The organism is Candidatus Margulisiibacteriota bacterium (genome assembly GCA_041661965.1).
Classification (GTDB): domain Bacteria; phylum Margulisbacteria; class WOR-1; order O2-12-FULL-45-9; family XYB2-FULL-48-7; genus XYB2-FULL-45-9.
In genome coordinates this window covers 440,201-458,381 of the sequence record JBAZTH010000002.1, presented here as the reverse complement: position 1 = coordinate 458,381, position 18,181 = coordinate 440,201, and the positions used below count along the sequence as shown (strand labels likewise).

Annotated in this window: 22 protein-coding genes; 9 read left to right on the top strand and 13 right to left on the bottom strand. The window is 52.2% G+C overall.

Annotated elements, in window-relative coordinates:
* Nucleotides 1–59: 59 nt before the first annotated feature.
* The gene (gene ilvC / locus WC772_05160; GenBank protein MFA6170141.1) at nt 60–1,055 is read left to right on the top strand and encodes a ketol-acid reductoisomerase; all 996 of its coding nucleotides are present in this window, start codon (nt 60–62) and stop codon (nt 1,053–1,055) included.
* A gap of 27 nt (nt 1,056–1,082) precedes the next feature.
* Here the strand turns inward: ilvC and WC772_05155 are convergent, their stop codons facing one another.
* Together WC772_05155 and WC772_05150 are read right to left on the bottom strand one after the other, a co-directional pair.
* Nucleotides 1,083–2,357 carry a HAMP domain-containing sensor histidine kinase gene (locus tag WC772_05155; GenBank protein MFA6170140.1) on the bottom strand — a complete coding sequence of 425 codons (1,275 nt, stop codon included), beginning with the start codon at nt 2,355–2,357 and terminating at the stop codon, nt 1,083–1,085.
* Between the two features lie 98 nt (nt 2,358–2,455).
* Complete coding sequence (locus WC772_05150; protein ID MFA6170139.1) at nt 2,456–3,136, bottom strand: SprT family zinc-dependent metalloprotease; 681 nt, start codon at nt 3,134–3,136, stop codon at nt 2,456–2,458.
* Between the two features lie 66 nt (nt 3,137–3,202).
* Between WC772_05150 and WC772_05145 the strand changes: the two genes are divergently transcribed.
* Nucleotides 3,203–3,769, top strand: coding sequence for a peptidylprolyl isomerase (locus WC772_05145; protein MFA6170138.1), 567 nt, complete (start codon nt 3,203–3,205; stop codon nt 3,767–3,769).
* A complete protein-coding gene (locus WC772_05140; GenBank protein ID MFA6170137.1) occupies nt 3,766–4,389 on the top strand; it encodes a DedA family protein in 624 nt (207 codons plus the stop codon). Before WC772_05145 ends, WC772_05140 begins: the two co-directional genes overlap by 4 nt.
* Here the strand turns inward: WC772_05140 and WC772_05135 are convergent.
* A complete protein-coding gene (locus tag WC772_05135) occupies nt 4,386–5,228 on the bottom strand; it encodes a hypothetical protein (protein ID MFA6170136.1) in 843 nt (280 codons plus the stop codon). The two genes, WC772_05140 and WC772_05135, sit on opposite strands and share 4 nt — an antisense overlap.
* 74 nt (nt 5,229–5,302) lie before the next feature.
* Between WC772_05135 and WC772_05130 the strand changes: the two genes are divergently transcribed.
* Genes WC772_05130 through WC772_05105 form a run of 6 tightly spaced genes read left to right on the top strand, consistent with a single transcriptional unit; the run spans nt 5,303 to nt 9,749 of the window.
* Nucleotides 5,303–6,436, top strand: a complete 1,134-nt coding sequence (locus WC772_05130; protein MFA6170135.1) for a 1-deoxy-D-xylulose-5-phosphate reductoisomerase — start codon at nt 5,303–5,305, stop codon at nt 6,434–6,436.
* A 30-nt stretch (nt 6,437–6,466) separates the two neighbouring features.
* On the top strand, nt 6,467–8,182 hold the full coding sequence (gene thrS / locus WC772_05125) for a threonine--tRNA ligase (protein ID MFA6170134.1): 1,716 nt from the start codon (nt 6,467–6,469) through the stop codon (nt 8,180–8,182).
* Nucleotides 8,183–8,710, top strand: coding sequence for a translation initiation factor IF-3 (gene infC, locus WC772_05120; GenBank protein ID MFA6170133.1), 528 nt, complete (start codon nt 8,183–8,185; stop codon nt 8,708–8,710).
* Complete coding sequence (gene rpmI, locus WC772_05115) at nt 8,710–8,907, top strand: 50S ribosomal protein L35 (GenBank protein ID MFA6170132.1); 198 nt, start codon at nt 8,710–8,712, stop codon at nt 8,905–8,907. The genes infC and rpmI overlap by 1 nt, the downstream gene beginning before the upstream one ends.
* A 3-nt stretch (nt 8,908–8,910) precedes the next feature.
* Nucleotides 8,911–9,261 carry a 50S ribosomal protein L20 gene (gene rplT, locus WC772_05110; GenBank protein MFA6170131.1) on the top strand — a complete coding sequence of 117 codons (351 nt, stop codon included), beginning with the start codon at nt 8,911–8,913 and terminating at the stop codon, nt 9,259–9,261.
* Entirely contained in the window at nt 9,258–9,749 is a 492-nt protein-coding gene (locus WC772_05105; protein ID MFA6170130.1) for a bifunctional nuclease family protein, read from the top strand. The genes rplT and WC772_05105 overlap by 4 nt, the downstream gene beginning before the upstream one ends.
* Here WC772_05105 and WC772_05100 read toward each other — a convergent pair.
* The 10 genes from WC772_05100 to aroA form a co-directional block, all read right to left on the bottom strand.
* Nucleotides 9,746–10,105 (bottom strand): EamA family transporter, encoded by a 360-nt coding sequence (locus WC772_05100; protein MFA6170129.1) that lies wholly within the window; start codon nt 10,103–10,105, stop codon nt 9,746–9,748. The genes WC772_05105 and WC772_05100 overlap by 4 nt on opposite strands.
* 1 nt (nt 10,106) lies before the next feature.
* Nucleotides 10,107–10,511 carry a hypothetical protein gene (locus WC772_05095; GenBank protein MFA6170128.1) on the bottom strand — a complete coding sequence of 135 codons (405 nt, stop codon included), beginning with the start codon at nt 10,509–10,511 and terminating at the stop codon, nt 10,107–10,109.
* On the bottom strand, nt 10,508–10,915 hold the full coding sequence (locus tag WC772_05090; GenBank protein ID MFA6170127.1) for a prepilin-type N-terminal cleavage/methylation domain-containing protein: 408 nt from the start codon (nt 10,913–10,915) through the stop codon (nt 10,508–10,510). The genes WC772_05095 and WC772_05090 overlap by 4 nt, the downstream gene beginning before the upstream one ends.
* On the bottom strand, nt 10,912–11,229 hold the full coding sequence (locus tag WC772_05085; protein ID MFA6170126.1) for a hypothetical protein: 318 nt from the start codon (nt 11,227–11,229) through the stop codon (nt 10,912–10,914). The genes WC772_05090 and WC772_05085 overlap by 4 nt, the downstream gene beginning before the upstream one ends.
* Nucleotides 11,222–11,590, bottom strand: coding sequence for a type II secretion system protein (locus WC772_05080; protein MFA6170125.1), 369 nt, complete (start codon nt 11,588–11,590; stop codon nt 11,222–11,224). Before WC772_05080 ends, WC772_05085 begins: the two co-directional genes overlap by 8 nt.
* A gap of 23 nt (nt 11,591–11,613) precedes the next feature.
* A complete protein-coding gene (gene panC / locus WC772_05075; protein MFA6170124.1) occupies nt 11,614–12,447 on the bottom strand; it encodes a pantoate--beta-alanine ligase in 834 nt (277 codons plus the stop codon).
* A gap of 95 nt (nt 12,448–12,542) precedes the next feature.
* The gene (topA, locus tag WC772_05070) at nt 12,543–14,714 is read right to left on the bottom strand and encodes a type I DNA topoisomerase (GenBank protein MFA6170123.1); all 2,172 of its coding nucleotides are present in this window, start codon (nt 14,712–14,714) and stop codon (nt 12,543–12,545) included.
* A 121-nt stretch (nt 14,715–14,835) separates the two neighbouring features.
* Nucleotides 14,836–16,476 carry a DNA mismatch repair endonuclease MutL gene (gene mutL, locus WC772_05065; protein MFA6170122.1) on the bottom strand — a complete coding sequence of 547 codons (1,641 nt, stop codon included), beginning with the start codon at nt 16,474–16,476 and terminating at the stop codon, nt 14,836–14,838.
* Complete coding sequence (gene ybgC / locus WC772_05060; protein MFA6170121.1) at nt 16,469–16,852, bottom strand: tol-pal system-associated acyl-CoA thioesterase; 384 nt, start codon at nt 16,850–16,852, stop codon at nt 16,469–16,471. Before ybgC ends, mutL begins: the two co-directional genes overlap by 8 nt.
* The gene (gene aroA / locus WC772_05055) at nt 16,849–18,141 is read right to left on the bottom strand and encodes a 3-phosphoshikimate 1-carboxyvinyltransferase (GenBank protein ID MFA6170120.1); all 1,293 of its coding nucleotides are present in this window, start codon (nt 18,139–18,141) and stop codon (nt 16,849–16,851) included. The genes ybgC and aroA overlap by 4 nt, the downstream gene beginning before the upstream one ends.
* Nucleotides 18,142–18,181: the final 40 nt, after the last annotated feature.

Here is an 18,181-nt window from a genome sequence, read left to right as displayed (position 1 = left end):
CTATGTTATAATTAAACAACTTATTTTGAGATTTTATCTACGATTTGAGGAGGACAATTATGGCAAAAGTTTATTATGACCAGGACGCTGATCTTAACGTATTAAAGGGGAAAACGATCGCCGTTGTCGGCTACGGCTCGCAAGGACGAGGCCAATCGCTCAACCTGAAAGATAGCGGCTTGAACGTCGTTATCGCTCTGCGGAACGACTCCGCCAGCTGGGAGAAAGCGAAATCGGACGGCCAGAAGGTTTTGACGATCGCCGAAGCGGCCAAAGCAGCCGATATTCTCCAGATCCTGATCCCGGACGAGATCCAAGGGGACGTTTACAAAGAAGAGATCGCCCCATTTATGAAGGCGGGAAAGACCCTGATGTTCTCCCACGGCTTTAACATCCATTTCGGCCAGATCGTGCCGCCGAAAGATGTCGATGTCGTCATGGTCGCCCCCAAAGGACCGGGCCCGATGGTCCGGATCATGTACGAACAGGGAGCCGGCGTTCCTTCATTGATCGCTATCCATCAGGACGCCTCCGGTAAAGCCAAGCAGACCGCGCTCGCCTATGCCAAAGGGATCGGCGGGACCCGGGCCGGCGTTTTTGAAACAACCTTTAAAGAAGAAACCGAGACCGACCTTTTCGGCGAACAGACCGTCCTTTGCGGCGGGACCTCCGCCCTGGTCAAAGCCGGGTTTGAAACCCTGGTCGAAGCCGGGTACCAGCCGGAAATGGCCTACTTCGAATGCCTGCATGAATTGAAACTGATCGTCGACCTGATGAATTCCAAAGGGATCTGGGGGATGCGCCAAGCGATCAGCAATACCGCCAAATGGGGGGATGTCACCGTCGGGCCGAAGATCATCGATGCCGGTGTCAAAGCCCGGATGAAAGCGGCCCTCACCAATATTCAAAACGGGACCTTTGCCAAAGAGTGGCTGGCGGAGAGCAAGTCCGGCCAGAAGAACTTCAAAGCCCTGCTGGAAAAAGATAAGGGGCATCTAATCGAAAAAGTCGGCGGGGAACTCCGCAAGATGATGAACTGGTTGAGTAAAAAGTAGTCTTTCCCGCGGATCGTTTAGTCTTTTTTAATTTGTGGTCGGAGGGATAAAGACTGTGAAGGTCGTCCCTCCGCCAATCTTGGTCGCGACGCTGATCGTTCCGCCAAGTTCTTCCACCAATTTCCTTACAATATACAAACCCAGCCCGGTCCCCTCTTTTTCTGATTTTGTCGTATAAAACGGCTTGAAAATGTGGGGCAACGCCTCTGCCGCTATTCCTGACCCATTATCACTGACCGCCAAACTGATCCCATCCTCCGTTCTCTTGGTCATGACAATAATTTTCCCTTCTTCAGCGACGGCATGGCAGGCATTATTTATCAGGTTCAAAACGATCTGCATTAATTTCTGCTTTTTACCAAAAACCATCGGATTGCTTTCGTCCATTTCCATCTGCAGAACGACTGACTTCCGCCGCAAGTCGGCAGCGCTCAAGGCTTTAACCCCCAGAACCACCTCATTGATCGAGTAAAGCGAATCAGCGGCATTCCCCCGGCCTAAATCCTGAATCGTCTGAATGATCGCTTTGATATGCTCCAGGCCGGTTAATGCTCCGTCGATATACCCCTTGATTTTTTTATAACTGGCAAGAGCCGCCCCTTCCCGATTAAGCGCTTCGCCGATCAGATAAAGGGCGCCGTGCAGTCCGGTCAGTTGGTTGTTGATCTCGTGCGCGACCGCCGCCGCCCCCAAGCCGATATCCGCCAGCCGGGTTTGTTCCGCGGCGACCTCTCTGGCTTTATTCCTTTCGAACTCGAGCTGCTGCTGGCTAAGCAATAATTCGATCAAGAAAGGCAGGCCGTTTTCCGCCTCTTTTTTTTCCAAATAGCAGTCAACATTTTGGCTGGCTTTAACGGCCCCCCCCGCTTCAACCGGATCGTATTCGGTCAAAACAATGATCTTGGCGCCGGGCAACTGGTGCTTGATCCGTTCGACCATTTCGTCGGCCAGCTCCTTCTTCCCGACGTCGATGATCGTCAGGTTGACCTGAACGTTGCGGAGCAATAACAGCGTTTCATTGTTCGGCGGCAAGAATAAATATTCGTGATCAAGGCCGGAGATCAACCCTTCCATCTTCTTGATAAGTTTGTCGTCGCCGCTTATCAATAAAACTTTGGCTTTGCCGTATATCGGACCATCGGAGCCGTGCCCGACTTTGCCGTTGCGTGAAAAAGAGATCGTGTAAGTGCCGGAGTCTGAACGTGAAGCGGCAGCCTCCTGCTTCGGCCGGCTAGCTTGTGGTCCGCCGCCGGCGATCGCCCGCGGCCGCACCCTAATCGGGGAAAAACCAGAAATAAACATCGTCGTCTCCTCTCATGAAGTAGTACTACGTTTTCGCTTTGTCGTCGTAATAATTTCAGTGAATTTTTTGACCGGCCGGATTAGGCGCATGAAAGAGGCTACAGCTCCAGTTTCAGCCCGTGGGTTTTCAGCCATTTTCGCCGTTCTTTATAATTTGGAACAATTGACGCGACCTTGGCCCAAAACAGCTTGGAATGGTTGAGATAATGGAGGTGGCTTAACTCATGGACAACGACATAATCGACGATCTCCAGCGGAGCCATCACCAGTTTCCAATTAAAATTAAGGTTCCCCTTTCGGGAACAGCTCCCCCATTGCCGGCGATGCTCCTTGACCGCAACCTTCCCGGGATAAACGGCTAACTTTGACGAGTAGAACGCGATCCGCTCGGCCAGAATTTTCCCGGCCGCCGAATAATACCAGGCGCGGATCAGCTTTTTGATTGATCGGGGATCCTTTCTTGGCCCGGGACTGACAACAACTTGCTCCGCCTGCAAATATACCCCTTTGGCCAGCGCGTGATCGTGCCGCAACTGGTATTCCCGGCCTAAGAACAAAAGCAGTTCGCCTTCTTGAAAAGTCTTTTCTTGCCAAGCCGGTTGCGCGGCGAAAAGAGCAAGCTTTTCTTCGATCCACGCTTGCTTGTCCTTCAGCACCTCGTTGATCTGCGCCTGGCTGACCCAAAACGGAGCGGCCACGGCAACCCCGCGCCTCGGATCAACGGTGATCCCAACACTCCGGCGGCGCCGGCTTCTCTTTAACTGATAATTAAATGCCATGACCAGATGATAGCATATGGTATAATTCCTTACATGAAAAATAAACTATTATTGGTCGTTGTTCTAATGATCTTCGCGGCTACCTTGTCCGCGGCAGGAAGGAAAAAAACAATGGATAAAACTTACGCGATCCTGGAGACTTCGATGGGGAAAATCGTCTGCGAATTGCTTGACAAGGAAGCGCCGCAAACGGTCAGGAATTTTGTCGGCCTGGCCAAGGGAGAGATCGGCTGGCTGGACCCCAAGACCGGCGAGATCGAGAAAAAACCGTTATATGACGGGACCATTTTCCACCGGGTAATTCCCGACTTCATGATCCAGGGGGGAGATCCGCTGGGGAACGGCATGGGAGGCCCCGGCTATAAGTTCGATGACGAAACGCCGCAAACCACCACCTTCGATAAGCCGGGACGCCTGGCCATGGCCAATTCCGGCCCGAACACCAACGGCAGCCAATTCTTCATCACCGTCGCGCCGACCGGCTGGCTTGACGGCAAACACACCATCTTCGGCAAAGTTATCAAAGGTTACGACCTTGTCGAAAAGATCTCCCAGGCGGAACGGGACGAGCGCGATCGGCCGCGGACCGAGATCGTCCTGAAAAAAGTCACGATCACCAATAAGAAACCGTGATCGCGCAGGTTTTGGAAATACTGCTGCACTTCGTTACCAATACGATCTCACAGATCGGCTATGCGGGAATTTTTATCCTAATGACCCTGGAATCGGCCTGTATTCCAATCCCCTCCGAATTGATCATGCCCTTTTCCGGCTATCTAGTCTCTACCGGCAAAATGACCTTGCTTGGAGCAACTCTAATGGGAGCGCTGGGAAATTTGCTGGGAGCGGTCTTAACCTACGCGATCGGCTATTACGGCGGGCGCCCTTTCGTGCTTAAGTACGGCAAGTATTTTTTTATCAAAGAGAAAGAAGTCCATCACGCTGAAAAATTCTTCGCCAAGCACGGTGATTTTGCCGTCTTTATCGCCCGCAACCTGCCGGTGATCAGGACCTTCATCTCACTGCCGGCCGGGGTAGCGGAGATGCCTTTCTTGAAATTCTCGCTCTATTCGTTCCTTGGTTCGATCCCCTGGTGTTTTGCCTTGACCTATCTGGGCTATCTTCTGGGGAGCAATTGGCTGATCATCAGAAAATACGGGGATATTATTGATATCTTAGTCGGGCTGGTCATTCTCGCTTTTCTAGCCAAGTGGATTTATGACTATTATCACGAAAAGAACGGACGGAGTTAAACTATTTCTCGCGGATAATAGTCTTCAAAGCTATCAAAGATAAAAGCGATCTGGTCATTATGGAAAGCCGATGCCCCCACTTCAGCACATAAAGCGCTTATTGAATAGATCGGCCCCCGTCTCGCTTCAGCAGCATAAGTTGGCAGGAGACGATGCTGATCAAGATTCAGAGGATCAACGGTTAATAAATAGTACAACTCCATATTTCGCAGCCATTTTGCCGCTCTGTCGGGAGCGCTCTCAATTTGGACCAACGCCCCATTTTTCATCCCTTTCCCCAATGTTTGCTCCTTGGTCAAACCAACATAAAAGCAGTAGCCCCCTTCTTTGTTCCAACGGCTCCAAATCCGCCAGTAGTCCGGCCCGTTATCCAACAAATTCATCGCTCCGTCATAATTGGTTTCGTGAAACAATGGAAAGTTTACTTTTTGAACGATCTCAATCCCATTTGCTTGGGCGTTAAGCTGCATTTGGCGCGCGGCATTTGAATAATATTCGTATGCTTCCCGCAAAGGATTATCGGCTAAGAAACTCTCGCGCCGACTCTCTTCTTCGTGGTCAAGCCAGACAAATCTGGGCTGCCGAATTTTTTCAAAGTCGACCGTTTTGACAATCCGTCCTTCCCGAAGCTCGCTTAAAATCCGGGGTTGTTTATAGACATCCGCCAGGCCTACGGCATTAATTATCAGGTCGCCAGGCCGCAAGGCGGCCCGCTTAGCTTCGGTCACCGGAATTAACGGGGAATGATATCCCTGATAGCCGTTGCGCTGATGATAAGCGCGAAATGCCGTTTGCTTTTGTTTATAGTTATTTGGTAAAGGGTCTAATTGAAGAACCATACTCGCCTCCAGGATATTATCGGCGTATTTTGGCGTTTATTTCACTTTCCAGCAATCTATGCTAGTATTTTGCTATGAAAAAGGGCATTACTATCCTCGGCTCCACCGGCTCGATCGGCAAACAAACACTGGAAATTGTTTCCATTTACCCCAGCCGTTTAAACGTTGTCGCTTTGGCCGCCAGGAACGATATCCCGATCCTGGTCGAGCAGATCAAGAAATTCCAACCGCAGCTCGTTGCCCTGGCGACTGAAGAAGGGAAACAAAAGCTCCTAGCCGCCCTCCCTGATATCAAGGCGGAAGTCGTCGTTGGCCCCGAAGGTTTGGTCAAAGCGGCGACAATGCCGACCGCTAAAATGGTAGTCGTCGCGATCCCCGGCGCCGCCCCCCTTTCGGCCGCGTTAGCCGCGGTCCAGGCCAAGAAAGATATTGCCCTGGCCACGAAAGAAGTCCTTGTCGCCGCCGGTGACCTGTTCATGAAAGAGGTCGCGGCCAATAAAGTGCGAATCTTCCCAATCGACAGCGAGCACAGCGCCATCACCCAATGTTTACGGGGAGAAGATCGCAAAACGATCAAGAAGCTGATCATTACCGCTTCCGGGGGGCCTTTTTTAAAGACCCCGGTGGAAAAGTTCGCCACGCTGACCGCTAAAGAAGCTTTAAAACACCCGACCTGGAAGATGGGGCCCAAAGTCACCATTGATTCCGCCACTTTGATGAACAAAGGGCTGGAAGTGATCGAAGCTCACCATCTCTTTGGGCTCGATTATTCCCAGATCGAGGTCATTATCCACCCCGAAAGTACCATCCACTCCATGGTTGAGTTCATTGACGGCTCGGTCATCGCCCAGTTAGGCGCCCCTGACATGCGGATCCCGATCCAATACGCCCTGCTGGAAGAGGAACGACAGCAAAATATGTGGGGCCGGCTCGATTTCACCAAGGTCGCGCAACTGACCTTCCAAAAGCCGGACTTCACCAAGTTCCCTTGCCTGCAGTACGCTTATGAGGCTGGCAAAAAAGGCGGGACCATGACCGCCGTTCTTAACGCCGCCAGCGAAGTCGCCGTCCGCCAGTTTCTTGATGGTAAGATCAGCTTCGCCGAGATCCCCCAGCGGGTCAAAGCGGTCCTGGATAAGCACGAAAGCCAGCCTATTGCCTCACTTGATAATGTCCTAGCCGCCGACGCTTGGGCTAGGACAGCTTAAAAACGTCACGTCATATGTTATACTTATTGCATGAGTAAATTCGACTTGGAAACCTTGCGTCATTCTACCTCCCACCTCCTGGCCCAGGCGGTCATGGAGATCTTCCCAGGAGTAAAACTTGGGATCGGCCCATCGACCGAAGACGGTTTTTATTACGATTTTGATCTGCCGCAGGCAATCACCCCCGAAGATCTTCCGAAAATCGAAAAAGCGATGAAGGATATCTGCAAGAAAAACCAGAAATTCGAACGGCAGGAAGTGAGCAAAGACGAAGCGCTCCGTTTATTTGAGGAAAAAGGGGAAAAATATAAGGTCGAGATCATCAAAGATCTTGAGACTGACAAGGTCACTCTCTATCGCAATGGCGACTTTGTCGACCTCTGCCGCGGCCCCCACGTTGATTTTACCGGCCGGATCAAGGCCTTCAAACTCCTCTCCATCGCCGGCGCTTACTGGCGCGGGATAGAGACCAATCCGATGATGCAGCGGATCTACGGAACCGCCTTTCCAACCAAAGAAGAGCTTGATACCTATCTCGCCAATCTGGAAGAGGCCAAGAAGCGCGATCACCGTAAATTGGGCAAAGAGCTAGACCTCTTCTCCCTCCACGAAGAAGCCGGAGCCGGGTTAGTCTATTATCACCCGAAAGGGGCGATGCTCCGCAGTCTGATCGAAGATTTTATGAAAAAAGAGAATCTCAAACGGGGTTACGAACAGGTTTATATCCCTCATATCGCCAAGATCGATCTCTGGAACACTTCCGGCCATACTAATTATTATCGCGAAAACATGTATTTCATGAAGATCGATGAACAAGAGTATGTCGTTAAACCGATGAACTGCCCGGGCCATATTCTGATCTATAGCCGTAAGACTCGAAGCTACCGCGATCTGCCGATCCGCTATTTTGAATTCGGCACGGTCTATCGCTACGAAAAATCGGGCGTTCTCCATGGACTGCTGCGGGTCCGGGGCTTTACCCAGGATGACGCCCACATCTTCTGCCGGGAAGACCAGCTTGAGGGAGAGATCGTGCAAACGTTGGATTTTATCGCGTTTGTCATGAAAACATTCGGCTTTGATTTCAAGATCAACCTCTCGACCCGGCCGGAAAGTTTTGCCGGCACGATCGACAATTGGGAAAAAGCAACCGCTATCCTGGAAAAAGCGCTTCAAGATAGGGGCCTTCCCTTCGAGATCGATCCGGGTGCCGGCGTTTTCTACGGTCCGAAGATCGATGTTAAGCTCAAAGACTCCCTGGGCCGGGCCTGGCAGGGACCGACTGTTCAGGTTGATTTCAACCTCCCCCAACGTTTTAACCTTAATTACATTGGCGAAGATGGAAAACAAAAGACGCCAGTGATGGTCCATCGCGCTATTTTAGGCAGTTTGGAGCGATTTATTGGGGCTTTGATCGAACATTACGGCGGGGCGTTCCCCTTCTGGCTCGCGCCAACCCAAGTCTCGATCCTGCCGGTCTCTGACCGCCATAACGACTACGCAGACAAAGTTGCCGCCCAGCTCCGGGAGATCGGGGTCCGGGTCGAAGTCGACCCCCGCCGGGAGACTATTGGCGCTAAAATCCGCAACGCCCAGCTCCAAAAAGTCCCTTATATGCTGATTGTTGGGGATAAAGAAGAGCAAGCCGGCACGGTCGCCATCCGCTCCCGCGAAAAGGGAGAGATCGGCGTTAAGACGATCCAGGATTTTTCCTTTGACCTCCGCCCTGAAATGCGCTATAATTAGATTGTATGGGGGCTAACAATTAAACAGTATCAGGTTAATGAACGCATTTGGGCCAAGGAAGTCAGACTGATTGACGAAAACGGACAACAGCTTGGCAACCGCCCAACCCCCGAAGCACTTCGTCTGGCGCGCGAGCGCGGTTGCGATCTTATTTTGATCGCGCCGGCCGCGACTCCGCCGGTCGCCAAGATCGGCGACTACGGCAAGCTTAAGTACGAATTGTCTAAAAAGGATAAAGAGGCGCGCAAATCCTCTAAATCCGGGGTTATAAAAGAAGTTAAGCTCTCCCCCAAGATCGCCCAGCACGATTTTGACGTGCGGGTAAACAAGACCTTGGAATTCCTCGCGAAGGGATTTAAGGTCAAGATCAACATTTTCTTCCGGGGAAGAGAAATGGCCCATAAAGAACTGGGACATCGGGTCCTGGAACGAATGATTGAAGCAGTTACGGAGGCGGGCAAGCCAGAGGCTCCTCCAAAGATGGAAGGGAAAAACCTAAATCTAATGCTTGCGCCGGTGAAACATTAATGCCTAAAGCAAAAACAAGACGAGCGGCCGCGAAAAGGTTCGAAATTAAAAAGTCGGGAAAGATCTTAAGACGGTCTTCCGGATTACGCCACCTTTTGGAATGGAAATCAGCTTCCAAAAGACGGCGCCTGAAAGCGAAGAAAGAAGTTTCGCCTTCGGACGTTCGGCGGATCCACGATATGTTGCCAGGAGGCTAAGAAATGGTTAGGGTTAAAAGAGGATTTGTTGCTCGTCGCCGAAGAAAAAAGATTTTCAACCGGGCTAAAGGGTTCCGCCGGACGGTTAGGACCCAGTTCCGCCGCGCCAAGACCGCGGTTTTCAAGGCTTTAACGCACGCGACCCGCGGACGGCGCCAGAAAAAGCGGGATATGCGCTCCTTGTGGATCGGCCGGATCAACGCCGCCGCGGTAGCCGCCGGCCTGAAATATAACACTCTCATCTCCGGCTTAAAAAAAGCCGGCGTCGCGCTGGACCGCAAAATGCTGGCCGACCTCGCCATGAACGATCCGGCGACCTTCGCCAAGATCGTTGAAGTCGCCGCCAAGGCATGATCGAGCTGATTGTCGGTGGGTTAGGTTTTGACCCGCGCAATCTCTCCCCCTTGGTCCTGCTCCGCGATCAGGAAGAGCTGAACTTTCTCCCCATCTGGATCGGCGTGTTTGAAGCTGCCGCCGTCGCCATGGAGATGCAAGGGGTTAAGCCCCCCCGCCCGATGACCCACGATCTCCTGCGCAATTCCATTGAAGCCCTCGGCGGCAAAGTCAAACAAGTGATCATTACTGACGTTAAAGAGGGAACCTTCTTCGCGACCATCAACATCGAAACAAAAGAAGGTAAGATTTTAAACATCGATGCCCGCCCATCCGACGCGATCGCCCTGGCGGTCCGCTGTCACATTCCAATCCTGGTTTCAGAAGTCGTCATGATGCAGGCCAAGCTGGTCAATTCGGAAAAAGACGCCGAAGAGACGAAAAAATTCAATGATTTTGTGCAGGATATCCGCCCCGAAGACTTCACCAAGTACTACAACAAAGATTAACTGCGGGAAATAAGAATAACTCCGGCGACTATTACCACGATCCCCAGCCAACGAACGGCGCTGACCGGCTCACGGAACAAATACATTGAGACCAAGGCAACCAAAACGTAGCCGATGCTGACCATCGGATAGACCAGGCTTAAGGGCAAGCGGGAAAGGACGACCAGCCAGAACAAGGAAGAAAGGCCAAAACAAACAAAACCAAAAAAGACCCAGGGATTGAGGACCATCGGAATAATTTTCACTAATAGCTGGTTAAATGGGAACGCACCAAACGCAACCATTCCTTTTTTCATCATTAATTGCCCGGCGACCGCCAATAAAATCGATGTGACCATGATCAAATAGTTTGTCATTTTATAGTTCCCTCTTTCTTTCAATTTTTCCCGAGTTTAATTCTCCGCGCATAACCACTCTGGCGGAAGCAAAGGAACCGACCGAGTAGACGATCGGAGCCCCTTTTTCCCTAACAACCTTGATCTGGCCGGCCGCCAAAACAATCGTTTCACCGAGCGCCGATTTTAACAGCCATTCTTTCTTGTTTGTTAGGACCGGCAAATCGGTAAACCAATCAGGGTTCGCCCTTAGACGGGCTTCCCCCCACTCCAGCCCGCCGGACGCCAGCCAATAGCCCTTTTCCTTGAGCAACATCGCTTGCGACGTCCAGAGGTTATTATAAACTATTCTGGTCGCAATTACACCCAAGGTTAGGATCGTCCCGCCAATAACCAGCGCTAAGATCAAGGCGACCCCGCGGCTCATTCCCTGCATATCAAGACCTGCCGTTGATTGAGAGTCATTTCTATCGTGTTCGACCCGATCGACCGGAACGTTAAGCCCTGTATTTCGCCCGGATTCGAGAGGGGCTGACTGCTTTTCCCGCTCCTTCGCTTAACAATCCCTCCTTCGTAAAGATAAGAGAAGATTAGACTGTCCGTTGTAATTTCGGCCTCGTTTGAAGCGATAATATTAACCTTGTCCGCGCCGCGTAAACTGCTCACTATCCGCCAGGCGAGGATGGTTTCCGCCTGTTGGCCTAAACTTCGCGCTATAACCTTGTCGCCGCTTTTTATCTCACCGGCCAGAATCGAAAGCATAACCGGCATTATCACCGCTAATAAACCAAGAACGACCAGCAGTTCAATCAAAGTAAAACCCCGTTTCATTCCAAACACCTTAGCGTGGTAAAGCGCTCTTCGTTGCCGTCAGGCTTCTTCACCAAAAGATCGATCCTGGCCAGCTTAGCGGCAAAGGGGATCACCACAAAACGATGGTCGGCTCCCGACGATAACGTTGCGAAATCATTGGCCGTGACTATTTCGGCCAAACTATTTTCGGCTTTGTTTAAAACCTCCAGTCGCTGGTCGCTTTTCGCGGCAAGAGCGCAAGCCTGGCGATACAAAACCGCCGAACAAGCGGTAAAAACCAGCAGCAAGCCACAGGCGACGACCAATTCGATCAAAGTGATCCCTTTATTCACTCCGCACTCTCCCCATGGAGGAAACAATAACTTTGCGTTTTCCATGTTTTGAGGTCAGAGTCGAGGTCCCGGAGCCGGCCGGCGGGGTGAAGCCATCCGCCGTAAAAGCGTACGTTTTGGTCGTCATTACGGCAACTCCCGGCAAAACCTCTCCGGCAACTAAGCAGTTTATTTGATTGGAGTGCAAGATTGCCTTTGCCTGGGCTAGCCTTAAATTGGCAACGGTTAGGCTGGCGGCCCGTTTCAGACACACCCGTCCTCTGAATCTATTAAGCACGGGGAGCAAAGAAAAACACAATAACCCGACGATACTTATAACAACCAGCAGTTCAACCAAAGTAAACCCCCGCCCTTTCCCCATGACCACTCCTCCCCCCAACAACCCTAAACGACTAAATTATCGATCAACCTGGTCTTACCGATATAAACGGCTAACGCGACCAAGTGTTTCCCTTTATTTGAAGCTTCCGCCAGCGTCTCCGAATCAACAACCGTGACGTAATCGAGCTTCGCCAATGGTTCTTGGCCGATAAACGCTTCTATTTGCTGCTGCACCTTGATCGGCTCGGTTCCTTTAGCCAGCGCTTCCTTAGCCAGAAGCAACCCCCTATAAAGGACGGTCGCAGCCTGCCTTTCTTCCGGACTAAGATAGCGGTTGCGAGAGCTCATTGCCAGCCCGTCGCTTTCCCTGACCGTCGGCAAAGTCACGATCTCAACCGGAAAATTCAGATCGGCAACCATTTTTCTGATCACCAGCTGTTGCTGATAATCTTTCGCGCCGAAAAACGCCCTGTCCGGCTGGACCAGATTGAACAATTTGGCCACGACAGTCGCTACTCCGGCGAAATGACCGGGCCGGCTTTTGCCGCACAGTGTTTCCGTTATCCCTTTAACTTCGACTTGAACGTTAAATCCGTCGGGAAACATCTCGGCCGCCGACGGCGTGAAAAGAACATCAACCTCGTACGGCGCCAAAAGCTGCGCGTCTTTTTCAAGGTCCCGGGGGTAAGCGTTAAAATCTTCTTTAGGGCCGAATTGGATCGGGTTTACAAAAATGCTGACCACCAACAGGTCGCAACGCTTTCGGGCTTCAGCCGCCAGGGCAAGATGCCCTTCGTGCAGCGCCCCCATCGTCGGGACAAAACCAATCGTCCGTTTGTCGCGCCGAGCCTGGGCGGAAAACGCCTGCATCTCTTTCAGGCCGGAAAGCCGAAGCATTTTATCTAACCGTCCAATATCTCGCGATCGACCAAAGAATGACCGCCAGGACCAAGGCCATAAACTTCAGGCGCGTATTCTTGGTAAAGAAGTCTCTAAGCATGCCCTTCCTCCGGTTTCGGCTCGGCGGTCGGCCGCTGCCAGGCGGCGTAATCGCATTTCGGGTAATTGCTGCAGCAGTAGAAGATCCGCCCTTTTCTGGTCTTCTTCATCACGACTTCGCCGCCGTCTTTAGGGCATTTAACCCCGATCTTGCGGAGAAGGGGCTTGGTCGTTTTGCAATTAGGGTAATCCGAACAAGCCAGGAAGGAACCGAAGCGGCCGTGCTTAATGACCATCGGTTTCCCGCACTTTTCGCACTTTTCGTTGACTTCCGGCGCGCCCCCCTCACCTTCCGGTTTTTCCACATCCTTGGTATAAGTGCACTTCGGATAGTTGGAGCAGGCAAAGAAATCACCGTAGCGGCCCTGACGGATAACCAGTTTACTGCCGCATTTCGGGCAAAGCTCGTCGGTCATGATCTCTTTTTTGACCTTTTCCATTTTCTCATCGGCTTCGATCAAAGCAAGACTGAACGGCTTGTAGAATTTTTTCAGAACATCGACCCAGTCGACCTTGTTGTCGATGATATCGTCGAGCTGGTCTTCCATGTCGGCGGTAAAAGTAATGTCCATGATCTCCGGGAAATGTTTCACCAAAAGACCGTTGGTTACCATCCCAATCTCGGTCGGTTTTAAGGCGCGGCCCTCTTTTTCGACATACCCCCGGTCCTGGATTGTCGAGAGAATGGGGGCGTAAGTCGACGGCCGGCCGATCCCCTTATGTTCCAGTTCTTTGACCAGCGACGCTTCCGTATAGCGCGGCGGCGGCTGGGTAAAATGCTGATCGGGCCGGATCTCGAGCTTCTTTAAATCTTCGCCTTCGTTCAAAGCGGGAAGCCGTCCGTCTTTTTCCTCTTCTTCGTCAACGCTTTCCTCATAAAGCTTCAGGTAGCCGTCAAATTTAATGACCGAACCGGTCGAACGGAAAAGATACTCGCCGGCCGCGATGTCGATCGAGGTTTGGTCGAAGATCGCGCTTTCCATCTGACAAGCGACAAAACGCTTCCAGATCAGGTCGTAAAGCTTGAATTCGTCCGGCTCCAAGCTCTCCTTGAGTTTATCCGGCGTCCGGGCGATCGCGGTCGGGCGGATCGCTTCGTGAGCATCCTGGGCCGACTTTTTCGTTTTATAATGGTTGGCTTCTTTGGGCAGATACTGTTTGCCGATCGATTCATCAATATAAGCGCGGGTTTCCGTCAACGCCCCGTCGCTGATCCTAACCGAGTCGGTTCTCATGTAAGTGATCAAACCGATCCGGCCTTCGCCTGGGACCTCTTCGCCTTCATATAAGCGCTGGGCCAGCATCATGGTTTTCTTCGGCGAGAAACCAAGCTTGCGGGCCGCTTCCTGCTGTAGCGAACTGGTAATAAACGGCGGCGAAGGATGGCGGTTCTGTTCCTTTTTCCTGACTTCTTTGACCGCGAACGAGGCGCTCTCCAAATCTTTGAGGATCTTTTCAACTTCCTCTTTCGAAGGAATGACGTTTTCTTTCTTTTCCGGCGAAGTTGGACGTCCCCCCGTTGCTTTTGTCCCGCGAGCGACCAAACGGGCGGCAAACTCTTCATCTTTAGCGGTCGCTAACCGGGCCATGATATCCCAATATTCAATCGCTTGGAACTTCTTGATCTCTTCTTCCCGTTCACAGATTAGCCGAACCGCGACCGATTGCACGCGGCCGGCGGAGAGCCCTTTGCGGACCTTTTTCCAAAGGAGAGGGCTTAATTTATAGCCAACCAAGCGGTCAAGTATGCGGCGGGCTTGTTGAGCGTTGACGCGGGGCATGTCGATCTCCCGGGGATTTTTGATCGCTTTGGCAACTGCTTCTTTAGTAATTTCGTGGAATTCGATCCGTTTGGTTTTTTTCTCCGCGTCTAAGATAGAGTTGAGGTGCCAGGCGATCGCTTCCCCTTCACGGTCCGGATCGGGGGCAAGGTAGATCATTTTTGCTTTGGCGGCATCCTTTTTAAGGTCCTTGACAATGTTTTCTTTCCCTTTAATAATCTTATAGTTCGGCTCAAAGTCGGAGTCAACCTTGACCCCGAGCGACTTTGGCGGCAGATCGCGGATATGCCCACCGCTCGCTTTAACTTCATACTCTTTGCCTAAAAACTTTCCCAGAGTCCTGGCCTTAGCCGGTGACTCAACAATAACTAGATTTTTCGCCATTTGAATCTCCTTTCGAGCCATGTTAACAGACCATCACCCATGCTGTCAAACAAAGCAATTTTATTGCCAGTCAACAGCCTTACATCATTATAATATCGGGCGGTCTGCTGAAAAATTTCGCTTATTTCGAAAATCCCTGTTTTTCAGGGCGGTGGAATTTTTTCATGATTTCGGCCTCTTGGATAGTAAAAATAAGCGGGCGCCCATGAGGACAAGTTGTTGGGTTTTCGGTCAAGAAGAGGTCCCTGATCAACGCCGCCATCTCCTGGCTGGTTAAGGGCTCTCCCGCTTTGATCGCGCTATGGCAAGCCAGCGATTTATGAAGGTTTTCCTGCCTAATAGCCAGCTGCTCGCTTTGGCCCAGGGTCCGCAAGTCGCTGGCAATGTCCGAAAGTAGCGTGGTCGCCGGGACCTTCCCGGCCAGAGCCGGAACTGCCCGAACAATAAAACTGTTTTGGCCAAACTCCTCGATCTCAAACCCAAGCTTTTGTAAGTCAACCAAATTGGCTTTTAGGGCGACTGCCAAGGGAAGTTCAAATTCGAGCGTTTCCGGGATCAGCATGGTTTGGCGGTCGATCGCCCGCTCCGTTCGGCTTAAACGATCGTAGATAATTCGCTCATGGGCCGCGTGCTGGTCGATAACGGATAAGCTGCGGCCGTCGGTCGCGACGATGTATGAGCGCTGCAGCTGATATAGAGGGATCAATGGCTGCTTGGCGCTGATCTCCGTCGGCTCGGCCAGAATTGGGGCCGCGTCTTCGCTCGAGAAAAAGGCCGCGCTCATTTGCGGTTCCCATTCCGCGATATGTTGCGGGTAATTGGCCGCTTCGCCCGTCGGCGTCGGCGCGACTAGCTCCAGCGCTTTTTTCACAGCCGACCGGACCGCGTCCATGACTTCCTGGTTTTTCATGAATTTTACTTCGATCTTGGTCGGGTGAACATTGACGTCGACCTGGACCGGATCGATCTCCACCATCAGGATCGAGATCGGGTAGCGGCCGGTCGGGATATAGGTCCGGAAAGCGTCCTCCAACGAGCGATTGAGAAGGAAATTACGGACGTAGCGGGCGTTCACGAAAAAGTTTTCATAGTTCTTGTCGATCCGGGAGACAGTCGGCCGGCTGACCAGCCCGGAAATCTTCCCGCCCCCAAACTCATGTTCGACCGGCAGGAGCTCCTTGGCGATCGTCGCGCCGTAAACGGCCGCCACCGCTTCCGGCAACTTACCGGTCCCATGAGAGGCCAGCAGGATTTTGCCGTCGGAAAGGAATTTAAAGGAGATTCCGGGATAAGCCAGGATATATTTGGCGATGATGTCGCCGCAGCGGCCGATCTCGGTCGCGTTCGATTTCAGAAACTTCCGCCGGACCGGAGTATTGTGGAAGAGATCCCTAACTTCGATCGTTAACCCGGCCGTCGGGTTTCGTTTAATTGTCAGGCAAGAAATGCTGGCAATTGAGGGGAGAGCTTCGCCGCGAAAGCCCAGAGTGTGAATATTAAAAAGATCGTCGACCGACTGGATCTTGGAGGTCGAATGCCGCTGGAGCGCGAGTTCGATCTCCTTTTCTGACATCCCGCAGCCGTTATCGGCGATCCGGATCAGCTTTTTCCCGCCGTCTTCGATCTCAACCACGATCCGGGTCGCCCCGGCATCGATCGAGTTTTCGACTAATTCTTTGACGACCGAAGCGGGCCGCTCCACTACTTCTCCGGCCGCGATCTTGTTGACCAGGTCTTCCGGCAACAGGTGAATCTTAGACATGGAGCTCTTTTGGCAGGCGGACCGGCCGGAAATCAGCGGAGCTAAGGGCGCAAAGAGTAATTTTGGCGGCGACTAAAACCTTTTCTCCCCGGCAAGCTTCTTGTTTAAAGATGACTCGGGCCCCGGATATTTCCGCGATCTCGGTTTTAATCGTTAATTCATCGTCGTACAGAGCCGGGGCATGGTAATCGGCTTCAACTTTCTTGACGGCAAAGAGGACCTGTTTTTCTTCCTTAAAAGCCTTCACCGTAATTCCCATCTCCCGGAGCAATTCGGTCCGTCCCCGCTCAAAATAGCCGAGATAGTTGGCATAATAAACCACCCCTTCGGCGTCCGTGTCTTGATAAATTACCCGATGCTTAAATTCGTGTTTCATCCCGCGACCTTTTTTAGCAAACGCTCAAAGCCAGGAAAAGAGGTTTCGATGCAATCGGTATTCTCGACCACAGTTTCTCCGTCCGCGATCAGCCCGGCGACGGACATCGCCATCGCGATCCGGTGGTCGCCAAAACTGTTGATCTGCGCCCCTTTAAGCTTCGCCGGGCCTAAGATTCGTAACCCATCTTCAAGCTCTTCAACAGTGACTCCGAATTTGCTCAACTCTGAACCGATGGTCTTGATCCGGTCGCTCTCTTTGACCCGCAGCTCGCGGGCGCCGCGAATTTCGGTAAAACCTTCCGCTTGCGACGCCAGGACCGCAATGATCGGTATTTCGTCGATTATCCGGGGAATTATCCCGCCATCGATTAGAATCCCCTTCAGGCTGGCTGAACGGACCAGAATGTCGGCCCTCGGCTCACCCGAGAGTAGCTGTTCGTTCATAACCTCGATCTTTGCCCCCATCCGGTGCAGAACATCAAGAATGCCGGTCCGGGTCGGATTGACTCCCACATTTTTAACGACCAATTCCGAGCCGGGGACGATGGTCGCCGCGGCCAGAAAAAAGGCGGCCGAGGAAATATCACCCGGGATATCAACTTCGGCCCCGCTAAATTCCAGGCCGCCTTTGACACGGGAGGTCCCGCCGTTCACGACTATTTTCGCGTTAAAATGAGCGAGCATCCGTTCGGTATGGTCGCGGGAAATATTTTTTTCGATCACGGCGGTCTCGCCAGCGGCAAAAAGCCCGGCCAATATGACCGCCGACTTAACCTGGGCCGAAGCGACGGGGAGTTCGTAGTCGATCCCGCGCAAATTCCCGCCAATGATCTTTAACGGCGGGAAGATCTCGCCATTTGCTTCGCGACCTTCGAGACTGGCCCCCATCAGACGCAATGGCTTGGCGATCCGCCCCATCGGCCTTTTTTGGATCGACGCGTCACCGTTAATTTTAGAAACAAAGGGTTGACCGGCCAGGATCCCGGAAATTAAGCGGATTGTCGTCCCGGAATTACCGGCAAAAAGAGTTTCGTGGGTTTGGGTCAGGCCGTTTAAGCCCTTCCCCCTAATAATGACTCGGCCTTTATCGGCCTCGATCTCCAAGCCCAGCTTCCGAAAGCAATCCATCGTCGCCAGGCAATCGGCGCTGGCCAAAAAACCGCTGACCGCCGTCTCCCCCTTGGCGATTGCGCCAAGCATGATCGCCCGGTGAGAAATCGACTTATCTCCGGGTATTTCGAGCTCTCCTTTGAGGGAGGCGGCTTTTTTGACGCGCATTAAACTCATGACGCTATAAGTATAGCAAACTATTGGCGAGTTTCACACA